The sequence below is a fragment of the Flintibacter porci genome, from assembly GCF_041925195.1.
Lineage (GTDB): Bacteria > Bacillota > Clostridia > Oscillospirales > Oscillospiraceae > Lawsonibacter > Lawsonibacter porci.
This window is the reverse complement of sequence record NZ_JBHEVB010000002.1, coordinates 31,752-48,669: the sequence shown is the minus strand read 5'-3', so window position 1 is coordinate 48,669 and position 16,918 is coordinate 31,752. Positions and strand designations below refer to the sequence as shown.

Sequence of the window (16,918 nt, the reverse complement as noted above, 5' to 3'; positions counted from 1 at the left end):
TTGGATTCTGAGGCTTTTGCTTATTCCCGGGGAAATAGGAGATTATAAAAATCGTTTTCCACGATCATGGGGGTGCAGGCCAGTTTATATTCCACCAGCTTTTTCATGGTGGACACATATTGTTCCTGCTCCTCCTGGGTCATGGTCACCCCCTCCGCGGGGGTAAAGGTCTGGGTGTAGCGGTTATAAAAACCGCGGTCGCTGCGCCAGCTGCGGGAGGTGAAAATCACTAACCCCTCGCTGTCGGAAAGGATGTCCCGGCCGGAGAGCATCCGGCTGTCATACTCCAGTCCCAGCAGATTGGAGACGGTGGGGAGGATATCTACCTGGCAGCAGGGTTTGTCTACCTGCACCGGCTCCTCCATGCTGGCCGACCAGAGAATGAGGGTGTTTTTGTACACGTCAAAGTCGATGGCCGACTCATTGAGGGCCTCCAGATCCTTGGAACTGCCGAAGGTGCGGCCCGATAGCTCCTCCAGTACCCCGGCGTTGGAGTAGGGGATATGGTCCCCGGTGGCGATGATGAGAGTCTTGTCCAGCTTGCCTGCCTCCTCCAGCTTTTGCAGCAGCAGCTCCAAGGCACGGTCTACCTCCATAACGGTGGCCATGTAGTTCTGGGTGGTCTGGCTATAAGGCAGTGCGCGTACCTGGTCCAGGTAGGGCTGGACGATGCGGTTGTTGGAATAGGGCATGTGTCCGCTGATGGTCAGGTAGTAGACGTGGAAGGGTTGGTCGCTATTGATGTAGTCATCTACACTGTTTTCGATGACCTGAGTGTCCCGGGCGGGCCAGGCGATCTCGCCGCTGGAGGTGGTGTCCACGTCCAGGCCGGTACCGAACTGTTTCCAGGTGTAGCCCAGGTTGGTGTGGGAGGCCTGACGGCCATACATGTCATAGTTTCCGTGGTAGCCCAGAACCTGATAGCCCTCCCGGCCCAGCTGCTGGGCTAAGGAAAAGTAGGCGTTGGTGCCCAGCACCCCGGTGCGCTTCATGGTGATGGGGTTGCCGTTTTTGGGGTAGAGGCCCAGCAGGGTCTGACACTCTCCGTTGGAGGTGCTGGTGTAGTGCAGAGCGGTGTAGTAGTTGTTGAACACAAAGCCTTCGTTGGCCAGCTTATAAAGGGTGGGAGTCAGCTCCGGGTCGATGGCGTAGCCGGAGAACCCCTCAATGACCAGCTGGATGACGTTGTACCCCTTAAACATGCCGGTGTATTCATTTTTTCGGGTGGGGGAGGCGCTGCTGAAGTAGTTGGCCAGCCAGGAAACGTCCTCATTGGGGGCGTTGGCGGCGAGAGACTCCAGGTCCACATCCATTACGTTGGGAGAGGTGTCTATCACGGGCTGTTCCTCCACCGCGGAAGTGTCCCCGCCGGAGCCATCTCCCGAGCTGTCCAGACCATCCAGACCATCAAAGTCGGAGTCCAGCCCGGCCTTGGCAGGGAAGAGCATGTGCTTGACGTCCAGGCGCAGCATGGTCACCAGCCCCAGCTGCTCCACCTGGTCGTCGAAGTTTGTGTCGGAGCGGTAGAGCTTGGCGGGAGTCAGATCTCCCGGCCACGGAGCGTGGACCACGGCCAGCCCCAACAGATGAAAGGCCACAGCAGCGGCGGCAAAGATAGCCGCACCCCGGCGTGGGGGCTGTCCCTGGGCCAGTCCCCACCGAAACAGAGGCCACAGCAGGAGGGTGGGTAAAAAGAAGAGAAGCAACAGGGGAAGGGCTGCGGCAGTGGCAGGAAGGATCACTCCTGCATAGTCGCTCAAACGGTTGCCGGCCGCGGTCTCCAGAGTGCTGAGGGGGTAGTAGGCCTGGAGAGTATGCTTGGCAATGAGTTCAGCGGCAAACAGCAGAGTAAGTAAGAACGACAGCAGCACCGTAAGGATGCGGCCGGCCAGCGGGGGGAGCAGGATGGGCAGCAGCGCCAGCAGACTTCCAGCCGACAGGGAGAAGAGAAGGTAGATGGGGAAATAGGTCATGGCGTTCCCGGTGGCCAAGTGCAGGACAACCTCCAGATAGACCAGCAGAAGGGGGAGGTACAGCTCCAGAGTCCAGGCGGGGAGCTTGGGCCGGGGGGGCGGCGGCGCGCAGTGCTGGCCCTGGTAGGGATGAAGATGGGGCAGTTGCATAGAGGGTCCTCCTGTTTTTTGAAAAACCGGTAACACATATTTTACCGGATGTTAACGTAAGCGGATTATACCATGGGGCAGGAGGGAAACCAAGAAAGAAATTCTTTAAATCCGGTTACAAAAAATGCCGGTTGGTTACAAAAAAGCCCGCGGACCGGTAAGGTCCGCGGGCAAAACGGATGAGCACGAAGCTTAGGCCATCCACAGACCGTGGAGGTTGCAGTAGGCGTAGGCAGCAACCACTTCATCGCCCTCGGCCAGGGCAAAGACAGCTTGAGGCTTGTCGTTGGGAGTGAGGTGCTTGATCTGCTGGCCCTGCTTGGTCTCCAGGGCGATCCACTGGATAAAGTGCTCGGGGATCATGGGGTGCTCCACGGAGCCCACCTTTACAGTGACAGCGCTGCCGTTGACGCTGATGACGGGGACGTGCTTCTCCACGGCGGCATCCGTGGTGCCGGGGACGATCTCGGTCATTTTCTGCCCGCAGCACATAACGGGCACGCCGGTGTTGTTGAGGAAAGTGACAATGTTGCCGCAGTGTTCACAGACATAAAATTTCATAGGGAATACCTCCTGCACAGTTGGGACAAAGTCTGTCAGACAGCTTGTCTCCGGATAGAAAAATTATACGTGGAAGCAGGGCGGAAGTCAATGATGGGATGGCTGCGGCGGCAGAAAAATTGTGGGGGCGCAGTGTGCGTTTAGGAGAAAATTTGAAGGGAAAATTCATGAAATTTTCATTCTTCCATGGCCAAATAAGGTTGCCATTGGAGGTGGAATATCGTATAATAACTAAGATAAGCGTATCTGTCTATTTGCCTTATTTTGTTTTGCGGCGCCGGGCGGCCAATGCCCGGTGGAAAAGGGGAGATCAGTGTTGTTGCAGACCATATTCAGCTTCTTTCAGGAGGAGATCCCGATTTTGAGCACCATCAAGGTGAAGGATCTTGTCGATGTGGCCATCCTCTCCCTGGTCATCTATAAGGCCCTGTGGCTGATGCGCAAGACCAGCTCCGGGCGGGTGCTGCGAGGCATCACGGTGCTGATTTTGGCGCTGTGCCTGGCCTATGGCTTCCGGCTGACGGCCACGGGGTACCTGCTGAACAAAGTGGTGGAGTGGGGCATCCTGATGCTGGTCATCCTGTTCCAGCCCGAGCTGCGTCAGGCCTTGGAGCGGATGGGCAGCGGAAAGCTCACCGATGTATTTTCCACATCCCGTCCTTTGCCGCTTCATGATATCGATACCGCCATCACCCAGACGGTGGAGGCCTACACCTCCATGTCCAAGGACAAGGTGGGGGCGCTGATGGTCTTTGAGCGGAAAAATCTTCTGGATGATGTGATCAAGACCGGTACCGCCCTGGACTGCTCCATCTCCAGTGAACTGCTGAAAAATCTGTTTTGGAACAAGGCGCCTCTCCACGACGGAGCGGTGATCGTCCGGGACGGCCGGATCGTTGGTGCGGGCTGTATGCTTCCCCTGTCGGGCAACACCAATCTGAGCCGGGACCTGGGCATGCGCCACCGCGCCGGCATCGGCATGAGCGAGCACTCCGACGCCGTGGTGGTCATCGTCTCGGAGGAGACGGGCTCCATCTCCGCGGCCGTAGGCGGCATGCTCAAGCGCCATCTGGCTCCCGAGACCTTGGAGCGGCTGCTGCGCAATGAGCTGCTGGCCGACGACGGAAGCGGGGAGGAGAAGAACCGAGCTGCCATGCAGATGCTGACCAACCTGTTTGCCCGGTGGAAGAAAGAGGAGGAAGAAAAATGATCAACCGTTTGCGTGATAGCCGGTCGTTCTACATCCTCCTGTCGATCCTGCTGGCAGTGCTGGTATGGCTGTATATCCGGGACGTAGAGAACCCCACTCAGGATGGCACCTATTACGGCATCGAGATCCAGGTGTCCGGTGAGCGGGTGCTGGAGGAGCGGGGGCTGACCGTGGCCTCCATATCTCAGAAAACAGTGAATATTACCGTGAACGCTCCCATCAGTGTCCACAACGATCTGAGCCGGGAGAACATTACCGCCACGGTGGATGTGTCCCAGTGTTCGGAGCCGGGGGAGTATCAGCTGGCCTGTACCCCCAAGCTGCCCAGCAATATTGATACCACCGGCGCATTTTTCCCCGACTCGGCCCAGATCGTTACCGTAGTCATCGATAACCTGTCCACCGAGACCAAGACGCTGGAACTGAAGCTGGAGGGCAGCGTAGCCGACGGCTATCAGGCCGGCACCCCTGTCTTCGATCCGGAGACCGTGGAGCTCAGCGGCACAGCGGAGCAGCTGGCTCAGGTCAGCCGGGCCGTGGTGATCCTGGAGGCGGACGGCTTGAAACAGAGCTACTCCGGACGCCTGCCCATCACCCTGCTGGATGAGAATGACGAGCCGCTTACTGATACCAATATCAGCCTGAGTGAGGAGACTGCCTACCTGACGCTGCCGGTGGGAGTTATGAAGGAGGTACCTCTGACCGTAAGCTTCATTCCCGGCGGCGGCGCCACCGGCGACGGAGATGTGGAGGTGGACATCCAGCCCAAGACCATCAACGTCATCGGCACCGAGGACGCGGTGGCCGGCCTCACCGAGATCTCTTTGGGCAGCATCGACCTGTCCACCGTGCTGGATACCAGCGTTATCACCATGCCCATCCGTCTCTCCTCGGCGCTGGACAACGCCTCGGGGATCACCGAGGCTCAGGTGACCGTCACCATTAAGGGACTGTCCACCCGGTCTCTGGATGTGTCCAATATTGAGATTGCCAACGTACCCGATGGGTACTCTGTGGAAAAGGTGACCCAGACCCGCACCATCGTCATCCGAGGCAGCGAGAGCGCCCTGGAGCAGGTGGACCCCAATCAGGTTTGGATCGTGGCTGATATGTCCAAAATCACTGCCACAGGCACCAATTCCGTGCCGGTGACCGTCTATCTCAACGCAAGCGATGAGGTGGGCGTCATTGGAGAATATAAAATTGTGGTCAACATCAAAAAGATCTAGCATTATTTCTGGAGGCAGAACAGCATCATGAATCAAAGTGCCATCGTAAAAAAAGAAGTGCGCTCCGGCGTAGTGGAGGTCTCTCTCCTGCGCCAGGTGGAGTGCGGATTGAGCTGCGGAGGAGACTGCGCCGGCTGCATGCAGAAGCCCAAGGGGGAGATCCTGGCTCTGGCCAGCAACCCCATCGGAGCCAAGCCGGGAGAGCGGGTGGAGGTAGAGGCCACCTCGGGCAGCTCCATCGGCATCGCCCTGCTGATCTTCGCCATTCCCTGTGTGTTCCTGGTCCTGGGTTATTTGCTGGGCAAGGCACTGGGAATGAGTGAAATGCCCTCGGTTGGTATGGCCGGGTTGGGACTGGTGGTGGGCTTCCTGCCCGCCGTGCTGGTGAACCGGGCGGTGACCCGCCGGCAGGAACCGGAGTTTACCATCCTGCGCCAGTTCTGAGGAACCGGTCATGTTCGGCTATGTCAGGCCGGTGCGGGACGAACTGAAGTGCCGGGACTTTGATCTGTACCGGGCCGCCTACTGCGGGCTGTGCCGGTGCATGAAGGAGCGGTGCGGCTGGACGTCCACCTGGTTTCTCAACTATGACTTTACCTTTCTGGCCCTGTTGCTCACCCCGGAGGAGGAGCCTTACGCCCCCTGCCGGAAGCGCTGCTCGGTCCATCCTGTATTAAAAAAGACCATGTGTCCTGCCAGCCCGGCTCTGGAGCTGGCGGCCGATGAGAGTGTGATCCTTACCTGGTGGCAGCTGCGGGACAAGATCCAGGACGAGGGGTTCTGGAAGGGCCTGCCCGCCCGGGGGCTGTCTGTACTGCTGCGGCGCTCCTACCGAAAAGCGGCCCGGCACTGTCCCGACTTTGACCGGACGGTGGGGGAGCGGCTGGGAGAGCTGAGCGCCCTGGAGAGGGAGAACTGCCCCTCTATCGACCGCACGGCGGACACCTTTGCCCGCCTGCTCCAGGCGGCGGCACCCTCTACCGGCGATCCCCTCCGGGATCGGCCGCTGGAGGAGCTTCTCTACCACCTGGGGCGGTGGATCTATTTGATCGATGCCCAGGATGACCTGGAGGAGGATGCCCAGGCGGCACGCTATAACCCGGTGGCCGCCCGTTTTGGCCCTCAGGGGGACCGGGAGGCCCTGGAGCGCACTCTGAATCACTCCCTGAACCGCATGTATTCCGCCGCTCAGCTGCTGTCCTTCGGCAGTCGCTGGCCGGTAATTGAGAATATCCTGTACCTGGGCCTGCCTCTGGTACAGCGGGCTGTCTTTGAGGGCAGCTGGAAGCAGATCCAAAAACAAACGATATGGAGACAGAATCAATGAGAGATCCCTACACCGTCTTAGGCGTCAGTTCCAATGCCAGCGATCAGGAGATCAAGAAAGCCTACCGGGAGCTGGCCCGGAAGTACCATCCGGACAACTACGTGGACAATCCTCTGGCCGACCTGGCTGAGGAGAAGATGAAAGAGATCAACGAGGCCTATGAGGCCATTCAGAAGCAGCGCAGCGGGGGAGGCGGAAGCTATCAGAGCAGCGGCACCTCCTCCGGCGGCTACCAGGGGGGCTACCAGCAGCAACAGCAGTATGGCGGCAACCCTACCTACGCCCGGGTGCGAAACCTCATCAACATGGGGGATCTGAACACTGCCGAGCGGCTGCTGGATGAGATGCCTCAGCACGGAGGCGAGTGGTACTTCCTGCGGGGAAGCATCGCCTACCGCCGGGGCTGGCTGGATGAGGCTATGCAGAATTACAGCCTGGCCGTCCAGATGGAGCCGGGCAATATGGAGTACCGTCAGGCCCTGAACATGATGCAGCGTGGCGGCCAGGCCTACCGGCCTTATAACTCCGGAGGAGGTATCGACAGCATGGACTGTTGTACCGCTCTGCTGTGCTGGCAGTGCCTGTGCGGAGGATGTAACTGATATGGCCGGGCGGGCGTCTGATTCCACCCGGCGCACGGCGCTGGGCGGCGTACTGGCCGCGGGCAGTCTGGCTGTAATGTGGCTGGCCTGCTTTTTCCCCACGGGAAAGCTGGGGCTGACCGCGGCGGCGGGCCTGTTCCCCATTGGAGCAGTCATTGCGGCAGGCCGTCCGGCGGGCCTTCTGTGCTGGGCGGCGGCCTCAGTGCTGGGGCTTCTGCTGCTGCCGGACAAGGGCGTGGCCCTGATGTACCTGTGCTTTTTGGGGCTGTACCCCACGGTGAAGAGCCGCATGGAGAACGTGAAGAGCCGTGTGGTGGAGTGGGTTGGAAAGTTTGCCTTCCTCAATCTGGCCCTGAGCATCTGCTGGTTCGTCTTCCGCTCTCTGTTCCTTCCTGCGCTGCCCCAGTGGATCGGAGAGAAGACCTGGCTTGTCTATCTGGTGGGCAACGTGGTATTTCTCATCTACGATATCGGTTTGAGCCGCCTCATCGGGGCGGTGATGGTGCGTCTGCGTCCCGGACGGGGACGGTAAGGCGGCCCCCTTTTTTCCGGCGGCGGGTTGGTTCCCGCACGACTGGGTACAATCCATGACATAAGGAAGTGACCCCCATGGTCAAAAGTATGACCGGCTACGGCCGGGCAGAGGAGACCCTCAACGGCTGCACCATCACGGTGGAGCTGCGTTCGGTCAATAACCGCTACTTGGACTGCAACGTCCGTATGCCCCGGCTCTACCTCTTTGCGGAGGAGACCATCAAAAGCCGGGTGCAGAACACCATTTCCCGGGGAAAGGTGGACGTATTCGTCACCCTGGATTCCACTGGCGGCGAACAGGTCCAGGTGTCGGTGAACCAGCCCCTGGCCGACGGCTATTACGCCGCCCTTACCCAGCTGGCCGAGCGCTACGGCCTGTCCAAGGACATCTCCGTGTCCCTGCTGTCCCGGTTCCCCGACGTACTGCTGGCGGAAAAGGCGGAGGAGGATGTGGAGCAGCGGGCTCAGGACATCTGTTCCGTTCTGGACCGGGCTCTTGCCGACTTCGACCAGATGCGCACCCGGGAGGGAGCGCGGCTGGAGGCTGACGTGCTCTCCCGTGCTGCCCGCATCGAGGAACTGGTGGGTAAGGTGGAGGAGCGCTCTCCCCAGACGGTGGCCGAGTACCGCGCCAAGCTGGAGGCCCGGATGAACGAGGTGCTCTCCAACACCCAGCTGGATCCCGCCCGTATCCTCACTGAGGCGGCCATTTTTGCCGATAAGGTGGCGGTGGATGAGGAGACCGTGCGTCTGCGCAGCCACATCGGCCAGCTGCGGCACATGCTGGAGCAGGGAGGAGCCACCGGACGCAAGCTGGACTTCCTCATTCAGGAGTTCAACAGGGAGGCCAACACCATCGGCTCCAAGTGCAGCGACATCGATATTGCCCGCCATGTGGTGGACATCAAGGCCGAGATCGAGAAGATCCGGGAGCAGGTGCAGAATATTGAGTAAGGAGGCCGGTCCATGAAGCTGATCAACATTGGATTTGGCAATATGATCTCCGCCGGGCGGCTCATCGCCATTGTCAGCCCCGAGTCTGCCCCCATCAAGCGTATGGTCCAGGAGGCCCGGGACCGGGGCGTGCTTATCGACGCCACCTACGGCCGGCGCACCCGGGCGGTGCTCATCATGGACAACGACCATCTGGTCCTCTCCGCTCTGCAGCCAGAGACGGTGGCCAACCGGGCGGCGGGGGAGAAGGACAACGCAGAGGAGGAAGCGGAATGATCCGAAAGAAAGAGAAGGGACAGCTCATCGTGCTCTCCGGCCCCTCCGGGGTGGGAAAAAGCACGGTGATCGCCGAGCTGCTGGGCCAGCGAAACAACATCCATTTCTCCGTCTCTTACACCACCCGGCAGCCCCGGGTGGGGGAGCAGAACGGAGTGAACTACAACTTCGTCTCCCGGGAGGAGTTTGAGGGCATGATCCAGCGGGACGAGTTGCTGGAGTATGCGGAGTACGTCAATAACTACTACGGCACTTCCTTGAAGGTGATCCAGGAGAAGCTGGACGCCGGCATCGATGTGCTGCTGGACATCGAGGTCCAGGGCGCGGCCAAGGTCCGCTCCCGCTGCCCCGACGCCCTGTTTATTTTCATTATCCCGCCCTCCTTTGAGGAGCTCTCCCGCCGTCTTCACGGCCGTCATACCGACAGCGAGGAAGTGATCCAGGGACGGCTGGAGAAGGCCCGCCAGGAGGCAAAGGAAATTTCCAAGTACGACTATCTGGTTATCAACGACAAGGTTTCCAATGCGGTGTCTGAGATCGAGTCCATTCTCGTCTCGGCCGAGTGCCGCGTGGAGAACCGGAAATCTATTTATGAAGGAGTTTTTGCGTTATGATGCTCTATCCTGCTATGAGAGACCTGCTTAAGAAGGTGCCCAGCCGTTATCAGCTGGTGAATGTGGTGGCCAGCCGTGCCCGTGAGATCGCCAGCGAGGCGGAGATCGCCGGAGAGCCTCTGGACGACAAGCCGGTGAGTATTGCCATCCAGGAGGTGGCTGACGGCAAGCTGGACGAGCGGCTGGAGCAGGTGGGCTGAGGTTATCCTAGCCCCGAATACACAACGGAGAAAGGGCGGGAGCAATGGACCGGAGCGCGCCGTTGTTCCGCCCTTTCTTAGGCTTGCAAGGAGGGAGAAAGCATGGGGTGCGTCGTGGCCAAGGTCGCCGTATCCAAGGCGGTCTACGCCATCGATAAGCCCTATGACTATCTGGTTCCCGCGGCTTTGGAGGAACGGCTGCGGCCGGGCATGCGGGTGCTGGTCCCCTTTGGGGCAGGCAACCGGGGATCGGACGGTATCGTGCTGGCGCTGGCTCAGCAGGAGACGGGCGGAGGCTTAAAGGCTATCACCGCCGCTCTGGACGAGGAGCCGGTGCTGGACCGCCGTGGTCTCCAGCTGGCTCTTTGGATGCGGGAGCGGTACTTCTGTACTGTGTACGACGCGGTGAAGGCCATGCTGCCCGCCGGGCTCTACTACGCCCTGCGGGACTGCGTGAAGCTGACCGTGGACCGGGAGGGGGCCTATGAGGCCGCCCAAGGCTCCGCCGCCGCCACAAAACTGGTGGACATGCTGCTGGCCTGGGAGGGCCAGGGGGAACTGGAGCAGATCCGGGCGGGCTTTGGCCCCAAGGATCCCACCCCGGCCATACGCTATCTGGTGGAGCGCGGCGCAGCGGAGATCGTCACCAGCGCCCAGCGGGGCGTAGGGGACAAGACGGAGAAGCTGGCGGTGCTGGCCATGCCCTCGGAGGAGGCCATGGCTCTGGTCACTCCTCGGCGAAAGACTGCACCTCTGCGCTACTCGGTGACCGAGCTGCTCTGTCAGCTGGGTGCGGCCAGCGCCAAGGAATTGTGTTACTTCACCGGAGCCTCCTCGGCCACCATCAAGTCCCTGGCCAAGAGCGGCATCCTCACCCTGGAGCAGCAGGAGGTATTCCGCCGGGTCCAGCTGGACGACGTGCCGCCCAAGCCCTTGCCGGAGCTCAATGAGGAACAGCAGGCCGCTCTGGAGGGGCTGGACCGGCTGTGCCGGGAGGGAAAGCCCGCCGTGGCGCTCCTGTACGGCGTGACGGGCAGCGGCAAGACCCAGGTGTACATCCGCCTCATCCAGCAGGTGCTGGACCGGGGGGGAAGCGCCCTGGTTCTGGTGCCCGAGATCGCCCTGACGCCTCAGCTCCTGCGGGTGTTTGCCGCCCACTTTGGACAGGAGATTGCGGTTCTTCACAGCTCTTTGCCCGCCGGAGAGCGGTACGACGAGTGGAAGCGAGCCCGGAGCGGCAAGGCCCGGGTAGTCATCGGAACCCGCTCGGCGGTGTTCGCGCCGCTGCAAAACCTGTCCCTCCTTATATTAGATGAGGAGCAGGAGGGGAGCTACAAGTCGGAGAACACCCCCCGCTACCACGCCCGGGACGTGGCCAAGTACCGCTGTGTCCAGGAGAATGCCCTGCTGGTTCTGGGATCCGCCACCCCGGCGGTGGAGACCATGTACAGTGCCCGGGAGGGGATTTACCACCAATTTACCCTCACCCAGCGCTACAACCAGAAAGCCCTGCCTCAGGTGCATATCGTGGACCTGAAGGAGGAGCTGCGGGAGGGCAACGGGGGAGCCATCAGCGGTCTGCTGGCCCGGGAGATTGGGGACAACCTGGCCCGAGGGGAGCAGACCATCCTGCTTCTTAACCGCCGGGGAGCCAGCCGCATGGTGTCCTGCGGGGAGTGCGGTGAGGTGCCCCAGTGTCCCCGGTGCTCGGTGAAGCTCACCTACCACTCGGCCAACGGGCGGCTCATGTGCCACTACTGTGGTTTCTCCCAGCCCTTGCCCCACGCCTGTCCTGTCTGTGGCGGGAAGCTCAACTTCATCGGCGTGGGCACCCAGCGGGTGCAGGAGGAACTGGAGGAGCGTTTTCCCGGGGTGGAGGTGCTGCGGATGGACTCAGACACCGTCACCGCCGCCCACTCCCACGAGAAAATTCTGGAGCAGTTCCGCTCTGGCAAAGCACCCATCCTGTTGGGCACCCAGATGGTGGCCAAGGGACTGGATTTTGAGAATGTGACCCTGGTTGGCGTGGTTCTGGCCGACCAGTCCCTGTTCGTGGACGACTTCCGGGCAGGGGAGCGGACCTTCTCCCTGCTCACCCAGGTGGTGGGTCGGGCCGGGCGGGGGGAGAAGACGGGCCGGGCGGTGATCCAGACCTTCACCCCCGACCATGATGTCATCCGCTTTGCCGCCCGCCAGGACTATGAGCACTTCTACCAGCAGGAGATTCAGCTGCGTCGCCTGCGCCGGGAGCCCCCGTTCCGGGATGTGTTTGTCCTTACCGCTTCCGGTCCGGAAGAGACGGGGGTGCTGCGGTGCTGTGTGAAGCTGCGCCAGGCTCTGGAGGGAGCCCTGGGACGGTTTGACCAGGCGTGGGAGCTGTTGGGACCTGCCCCGGCGGCGGTGGCCAAGGTGAATAACCGTTACCGCTACCGGCTGACTCTGTCCACTAAGAATTGCCGAGCGGTGCGGGAGCTGCTGGGTCGGCTCATTGCCCAGGCCCATCAGGACCGGGAGAACCGGGGCATATCTGTTTACGGAGATTTGAACCCCTATTAAGGGAATGAGATAAAGGAGGAACATGGAAATGGCCATTCGAGAGATTCTGACCCGGGGAGAGAGCGCCCTCACTAAGGTGTGCCACCCTGTAACGAAATTTGATCAGAAGCTGTGGGACCTGATCGATGATATGAAAGAGACCCTGGCTGAGGCCGGTGGCGTGGGACTGGCTGCCCCTCAGGTGGGCATTCTGCGCCGGGTGGTTATCGTCATCAACGAGGCCGACGAGGTGCTGGAGCTGGTAAACCCCGAGATCGTGGCCCAGCAGGGAGAGCAGGACGGCCTGGAGGGCTGCCTGTCCGTGCCCGGCCTGTGGGGCTTTGTGAAGCGCCCCGAGTGGGTGAAGGTGAAGGCCCAGGACCGCTTTGGCAAGGAGTATGAGGCGGAGGGTACCGGTCTCACCGCCCGCTGCTTCTGCCACGAGCTGGCCCATCTGGACGGCCACCTTTACACCGAGCTCACCGACAAGCTCTACAACAGCGAGGAGCTGGACGAGCTGATGGATGAGCAGGCCCAGGAGGAGATGGAATGAGAATCGTCTTTATGGGCACCCCTGACTTCGCCGTTCCCTCCCTGGAGGCCCTGGTGGCGGCGGGACATGAGGTGTGCGGGGTGTTCTGTCAGCCCGATAAGCCGGTAGGACGGCACCAGAACAAGCTCCAGCCCCCGGCGGTAAAGGTGTGTGCCCAGAGCCACAATATCCCCGTTTTCCAGCCCACCAAGCTGCGGGACGGTACCGCTCTGGCTCAGCTCCAGGAGCTCAATCCGGAACTCATCGTGGTGGCGGCCTATGGACGCATTCTTCCCGACGACATTCTGGCCCTGCCTCCCAAGGGGTGCATCAACGTCCACTCGTCCCTGCTGCCCAAGTATCGTGGGGCTGCCCCCATCAACTGGGCGGTGGTGAACGGGGAGAAGGAGACCGGCGTGACCATCATGCACATGGCCACCGAGCTGGATGCGGGGGACATCATCGACCAGGTGAAGACCCCCATCGACCCGGATGAAAATGTAGAGGCGGTCCATGACCGCCTGGCCCAGCTGGGCGGGGAGCTGCTGGTGAAGGTGGTGGCCGACATCGTTGCCGGTACCGCCAAGCGCACCCCCCAGGACCACAGCCAGGCTACCCTGGCGCCCATGCTCTCCCGGGCGCTCAGCCCTATCGACTGGAGCCGCAGCGCCAAGGAGATTCACAACCAGGTCCGGGGTCTGACCCCCTGGCCCGCCACCTCCACCGATATTTTGGGGGACACCATCAAGGTGTTCGCCGTGGAGGAACCGGGGATCGAGACCGGAAAGGCTCCCGGTACTGTGATCGCTGCCAACAAGACGGGAATCGACGTGGCCTGTGGGGATGGCAAGGTAATTCGCTTGACAGAAATTCAGGCTCCCGGCTCCAGGCGGATGTCGGCAGCCAACTATCTGGCCGGACACCCTGTGACGGTAGGCTGAGGTGCAAACCGGAGCAAAGCAACAAATTTCGTAAGGTAAAAACCCATTACAAATAAGGTGTACCAATGACTTAAGAGAAAGAGAAGGGGCGAACGAGATGGACGCACGGGAGGCGGCACTGTTGACGCTGAATACCTGCCAGCGGCAGGGGGGCTGGTCGGACGGCGCGCTGAAAAAGCAGCTGGCCGCCGGGGGACTGGAGGGCCGGGAGGCCGCTTTGGCCACCCAGCTGTGCTTCGGAGTGGTGCAGAACGAGATGCTGCTGGACTTTTATATCTCCAAGTTCTCCAACATCCCTCTGCGGCGCATGGAGAGCAAGGTGGTCCAGGCCCTGCGCCTGGGGCTTTACCAGATGCTGTTTCTCAGCAAAATCCCCCAGAGCGCGGCGGTGAACTGCTCGGTGGAGCTCACCCGCACCCACTGCAAGAACCCCAGAGCGCCGGGGATGGTCAACGCCATTCTGCGCAGCTTGCAGCGGAATTTGAACCAGCTGCCGACCATCCCGCAAAATGATCTGGCGGAGTATTTCAGCATCCTGTACAGCCACCCGGTGTGGCTGGTGGAGGAGCTGCTGCCTCTGCTGGGCAGCGAGGGAACAGCGGAGTTTCTCCAGGCTAACAACAGCCAGCCGCCCATGACCGCCATGGTGAACACCACCAAGGCTGCCGTCCAGGAGGCAACGGAGCTGCTGGCTGAGCAGGGGGTGGAGGTCACGCCCCATCCCTGGCTGGAGAACTGCCTCATCTTAAATAAGACGGGCAACCTGGAGCGGCTGGATGCCTATGAGCAGGGCCTCTTCTACATTCAGGACCCGGCTTCCCGGCTGATGGCTCTGGCTTCCGGTGCCGCGCCCGGGATGCGGGTGCTGGATATGTGCGCCGCGCCCGGCGGCAAGAGTTTTGCCGCCGCCATCCAGATGGACAATCAGGGAGAGGTCATCTCCTGCGACCTCCATCCCCATAAAAAGAAGCTCATTCAGGCCGGAGCCGACCGGCTGGGCCTCAGCATTATCAAGCCTATGACTGCCGACGGCAAGGTGCGGCGGGAGGAGTGGGTGTCCGCCTTTGATCTGGTGCTGGTGGACGCGCCCTGTTCCGGTCTGGGTGTCATCCGGAAAAAGCCGGATATCCGCTACAAGGATCCCAAGCCCCTGGAAGACCTGCCCCAGGTCCAGCAGGCAATTTTGGAGAACGCGGCGGGCTATGTAAAGCCGGGCGGAGTGCTGATGTACTCCACCTGTACCATCCTGCCCCGGGAGAACGGGGAGATCGTGTCCGCCTTTTTGGAAAAGCACCCGGAGTTTGTCCGGGAGGCCTTTGAACTGCCCGGAGTGGCAGGGCGGGTGGAGGCAGGGGAGATCACCCTCTGGCCCCAGGTCCACCAAACGGACGGATTCTTCATCTGTAAACTGCGAAAGGTAGGGGAGGCCCCTTGACCGATATCAAATCCATGACCCTGGAGGAGCTGACCGCCTGGCTCAAAAGCCAGGGAGAGCCAGGTTTCCGTGCCAAGCAGATTTTTCGCTGGATCTACCGGGGAGTCACCTCCTTTGACGAGATGACCGACCTGTCCAAATCGCTGAGGGAAAAGCTGAAGGAGACCTGTTTTCTTACCGTGCCCAAGGTGGCGCGCAAGCAGGTGTCCCAGCTGGACGGCACCATCAAATACCTGTGGGAGCTGGGGGACGGCAACTGCATTGAGACGGTGCTCATGCGCTATAAGCACGGCAACACCGTCTGCGTCTCCAGCCAGGTGGGCTGCCGCATGGGCTGCGCCTTCTGCGCCTCCACACTGGCTGGCAAGGTGCGAAACCTTACCCCCGCTGAGATGGTGGACCAGGTGCTCTTCACCCAGCTGGACAGCGGGGCGCCCATCTCCAACATTGTGCTCATGGGCATCGGCGAGCCTCTGGACAACTATGACACGGTGATGAAGTTCCTCACCCTGGTCAACCACCCCGAGGGATTGAACATCGGCATGCGCCACATCTCCCTGTCCACCTGCGGATTAGTAGATCAAATTGACAAATTGGCCCAACGTGGGTTACAATTAACGTTGTCTGTCTCCCTGCATGCTCCCGATGACGAGACCCGGTCCAAAATTATGCCGGTGAACCGCGCGGTGGGAGTGGAGCGGTTGATGGACACCTGCCGCCGGTACTTTGAAACCACCGGGCGGCGGATCTCCTATGAGTACGCCATGATCGACGGGGTCAACGACTCCGACCGCCAGGCCGACCTGCTGGCCGGTCTGCTGAAAGGGATGCCGGGGCATGTGAACCTCATCCCTCTCAACGACGTGGAGGAGAGTCCCCTGAAGCCAAGCCGCCGGGTGGCGGCGTTCCAGAAACGTCTGGAGAGCCACGGCGTCACCGTCACGGTCCGCCGCCGGCTGGGCAGCGACATCGATGCCTCCTGCGGACAGCTGCGGCGTAAGGCCATGGGGGAACAAGCAAGAGAACGTAAGGGCGGCCCCAGGGCCGCCGGAAGAAAGGAAGATGTGCCATGAATGTGTGGGGTATCACCGACCGCGGTGTGATCCGGACACAGAATCAGGACGCCTTTGCCCACCAGGTCCTGCCCGACGGGCGGGTGGTGGCCCTGGTGTGCGACGGCATGGGCGGAGCCAAGGCAGGAAATGTGGCCAGTTCCATGGCGGTGGACATCTTCATGCGGGAATTTTTGCAGGACGAGGGCCGCAGCGGCCTGTCGGACCGCAGCCGGATGGAGCGCCCTGCGGCCACCGCCAATGAACAAGTCTTCCGCCGCGCGGTTACTGAACCTGACTGCGCCGGGATGGGCACCACCATGGTGGCCGCTCTGGTGGAGGAGGGGCAGGCCCTGATCCTCAACGAGGGAGACAGCCGCGCCTACCACCTCTCCGAGGAGGGCGGCATCGTCCGGGTGACCCGTGACCACTCTCTGGTGGAGGATCTGGTGGAGCGAGGCGAGCTGACCCCCGACCAGGCCAGAACCCATCCCCATAAGAATCTCATTACCCGCGCTTTGGGCGCGGACCCTGAGCTGCGGGCCGATTTGTTCCGGCAGAAGCTGAACGAAGGGGACTTTTTGCTGCTGTGCAGCGACGGGCTGAGCAATGTGGTCTCCGAGCAGGAGATCTTGTACGAGGTGATCCACGGAGGCGAGGCATGCACCTGCTGCCGCCGCCTGCTGGATATCGCTTTGCACCGGGGGGCGCCGGACAACGTGACGGCGGTGCTGATCCAGTGCTGATATTCTGTCAAGCCCAAACCAGTCAATCCCCAGTCCGACTGGGAAAG

At 61.2% G+C, this 16,918-nt stretch carries 18 protein-coding genes; 16 read left to right on the top strand and 2 right to left on the bottom strand.

From position 1 onward, the window contains the following. Positions 1 to 20 precede the first annotated feature (20 nt). Together ACEVJL_RS02125 and ACEVJL_RS02120 are read right to left on the bottom strand one after the other, a co-directional pair. Complete coding sequence (locus tag ACEVJL_RS02125; RefSeq protein WP_325207433.1) at positions 21 to 2,123, bottom strand: LTA synthase family protein; 2,103 nt, start codon at positions 2,121 to 2,123, stop codon at positions 21 to 23. A gap of 192 nt (positions 2,124 to 2,315) precedes the next feature. Then, a complete protein-coding gene (locus ACEVJL_RS02120; protein ID WP_110440446.1) occupies positions 2,316 to 2,684 on the bottom strand; it encodes a desulfoferrodoxin family protein in 369 nt (122 codons plus the stop codon). 361 nt (positions 2,685 to 3,045) lie between these two features. Here ACEVJL_RS02120 and cdaA point away from each other — a divergent pair, with 361 nt between their 5' ends. The 16 genes from cdaA to ACEVJL_RS02040 all read left to right on the top strand — a co-directional run bounded on the left by cdaA (position 3,046) and on the right by ACEVJL_RS02040 (position 16,871). Next, a complete protein-coding gene (gene cdaA / locus ACEVJL_RS02115; protein ID WP_235398714.1) occupies positions 3,046 to 3,894 on the top strand; it encodes a diadenylate cyclase CdaA in 849 nt (282 codons plus the stop codon). Beyond that, positions 3,891 to 5,123, top strand: a complete 1,233-nt coding sequence (locus ACEVJL_RS02110; protein WP_151075944.1) for a CdaR family protein — start codon at positions 3,891 to 3,893, stop codon at positions 5,121 to 5,123. Before cdaA ends, ACEVJL_RS02110 begins: the two co-directional genes overlap by 4 nt. A 27-nt stretch (positions 5,124 to 5,150) precedes the next feature. Continuing rightward, on the top strand, positions 5,151 to 5,567 hold the full coding sequence (locus tag ACEVJL_RS02105) for a SoxR reducing system RseC family protein (RefSeq protein ID WP_374736725.1): 417 nt from the start codon (positions 5,151 to 5,153) through the stop codon (positions 5,565 to 5,567). Positions 5,568 to 5,577: 10 nt separating this feature from the next. Then, the gene (locus ACEVJL_RS02100; RefSeq protein ID WP_374736724.1) at positions 5,578 to 6,450 is read left to right on the top strand and encodes a DUF5685 family protein; all 873 of its coding nucleotides are present in this window, start codon (positions 5,578 to 5,580) and stop codon (positions 6,448 to 6,450) included. Further along, entirely contained in the window at positions 6,447 to 7,052 is a 606-nt protein-coding gene (locus ACEVJL_RS02095) for a J domain-containing protein (protein ID WP_235398717.1), read from the top strand. The genes ACEVJL_RS02100 and ACEVJL_RS02095 overlap by 4 nt, the downstream gene beginning before the upstream one ends. Before the next feature lies 1 nt (position 7,053). Beyond that, the gene (locus ACEVJL_RS02090; RefSeq protein WP_008980892.1) at positions 7,054 to 7,584 is read left to right on the top strand and encodes a hypothetical protein; all 531 of its coding nucleotides are present in this window, start codon (positions 7,054 to 7,056) and stop codon (positions 7,582 to 7,584) included. 77 nt (positions 7,585 to 7,661) lie between these two features. Continuing rightward, entirely contained in the window at positions 7,662 to 8,540 is an 879-nt protein-coding gene (locus tag ACEVJL_RS02085) for a YicC/YloC family endoribonuclease (protein ID WP_374736723.1), read from the top strand. Between the two features lie 12 nt (positions 8,541 to 8,552). Beyond that, the gene (gene remA, locus ACEVJL_RS02080) at positions 8,553 to 8,816 is read left to right on the top strand and encodes an extracellular matrix/biofilm regulator RemA (RefSeq protein WP_008980890.1); all 264 of its coding nucleotides are present in this window, start codon (positions 8,553 to 8,555) and stop codon (positions 8,814 to 8,816) included. After that, the gene (gene gmk / locus ACEVJL_RS02075) at positions 8,813 to 9,430 is read left to right on the top strand and encodes a guanylate kinase (protein WP_235398719.1); all 618 of its coding nucleotides are present in this window, start codon (positions 8,813 to 8,815) and stop codon (positions 9,428 to 9,430) included. Before remA ends, gmk begins: the two co-directional genes overlap by 4 nt. Continuing rightward, on the top strand, positions 9,427 to 9,630 hold the full coding sequence (gene rpoZ / locus ACEVJL_RS02070) for a DNA-directed RNA polymerase subunit omega (RefSeq protein WP_008980888.1): 204 nt from the start codon (positions 9,427 to 9,429) through the stop codon (positions 9,628 to 9,630). Before gmk ends, rpoZ begins: the two co-directional genes overlap by 4 nt. 102 nt (positions 9,631 to 9,732) lie before the next feature. Further along, positions 9,733 to 12,186 carry a replication restart helicase PriA gene (gene priA / locus ACEVJL_RS02065; protein WP_374736722.1) on the top strand — a complete coding sequence of 818 codons (2,454 nt, stop codon included), beginning with the start codon at positions 9,733 to 9,735 and terminating at the stop codon, positions 12,184 to 12,186. Between the two features lie 28 nt (positions 12,187 to 12,214). Further along, entirely contained in the window at positions 12,215 to 12,718 is a 504-nt protein-coding gene (gene def / locus ACEVJL_RS02060) for a peptide deformylase (RefSeq protein WP_020989676.1), read from the top strand. After that, positions 12,715 to 13,638, top strand: a complete 924-nt coding sequence (gene fmt / locus ACEVJL_RS02055) for a methionyl-tRNA formyltransferase (RefSeq protein ID WP_325207425.1) — start codon at positions 12,715 to 12,717, stop codon at positions 13,636 to 13,638. The genes def and fmt overlap by 4 nt, the downstream gene beginning before the upstream one ends. A 97-nt stretch (positions 13,639 to 13,735) precedes the next feature. Further along, the gene (gene rsmB, locus ACEVJL_RS02050; RefSeq protein ID WP_374736721.1) at positions 13,736 to 15,073 is read left to right on the top strand and encodes a 16S rRNA (cytosine(967)-C(5))-methyltransferase RsmB; all 1,338 of its coding nucleotides are present in this window, start codon (positions 13,736 to 13,738) and stop codon (positions 15,071 to 15,073) included. Continuing rightward, entirely contained in the window at positions 15,070 to 16,146 is a 1,077-nt protein-coding gene (gene rlmN, locus ACEVJL_RS02045; protein WP_020989675.1) for a dual-specificity RNA methyltransferase RlmN, read from the top strand. The genes rsmB and rlmN overlap by 4 nt, the downstream gene beginning before the upstream one ends. Beyond that, the gene (locus tag ACEVJL_RS02040; RefSeq protein ID WP_008980882.1) at positions 16,143 to 16,871 is read left to right on the top strand and encodes a Stp1/IreP family PP2C-type Ser/Thr phosphatase; all 729 of its coding nucleotides are present in this window, start codon (positions 16,143 to 16,145) and stop codon (positions 16,869 to 16,871) included. Before rlmN ends, ACEVJL_RS02040 begins: the two co-directional genes overlap by 4 nt. The last annotated feature ends 47 nt before the right edge of the window (positions 16,872 to 16,918 follow it).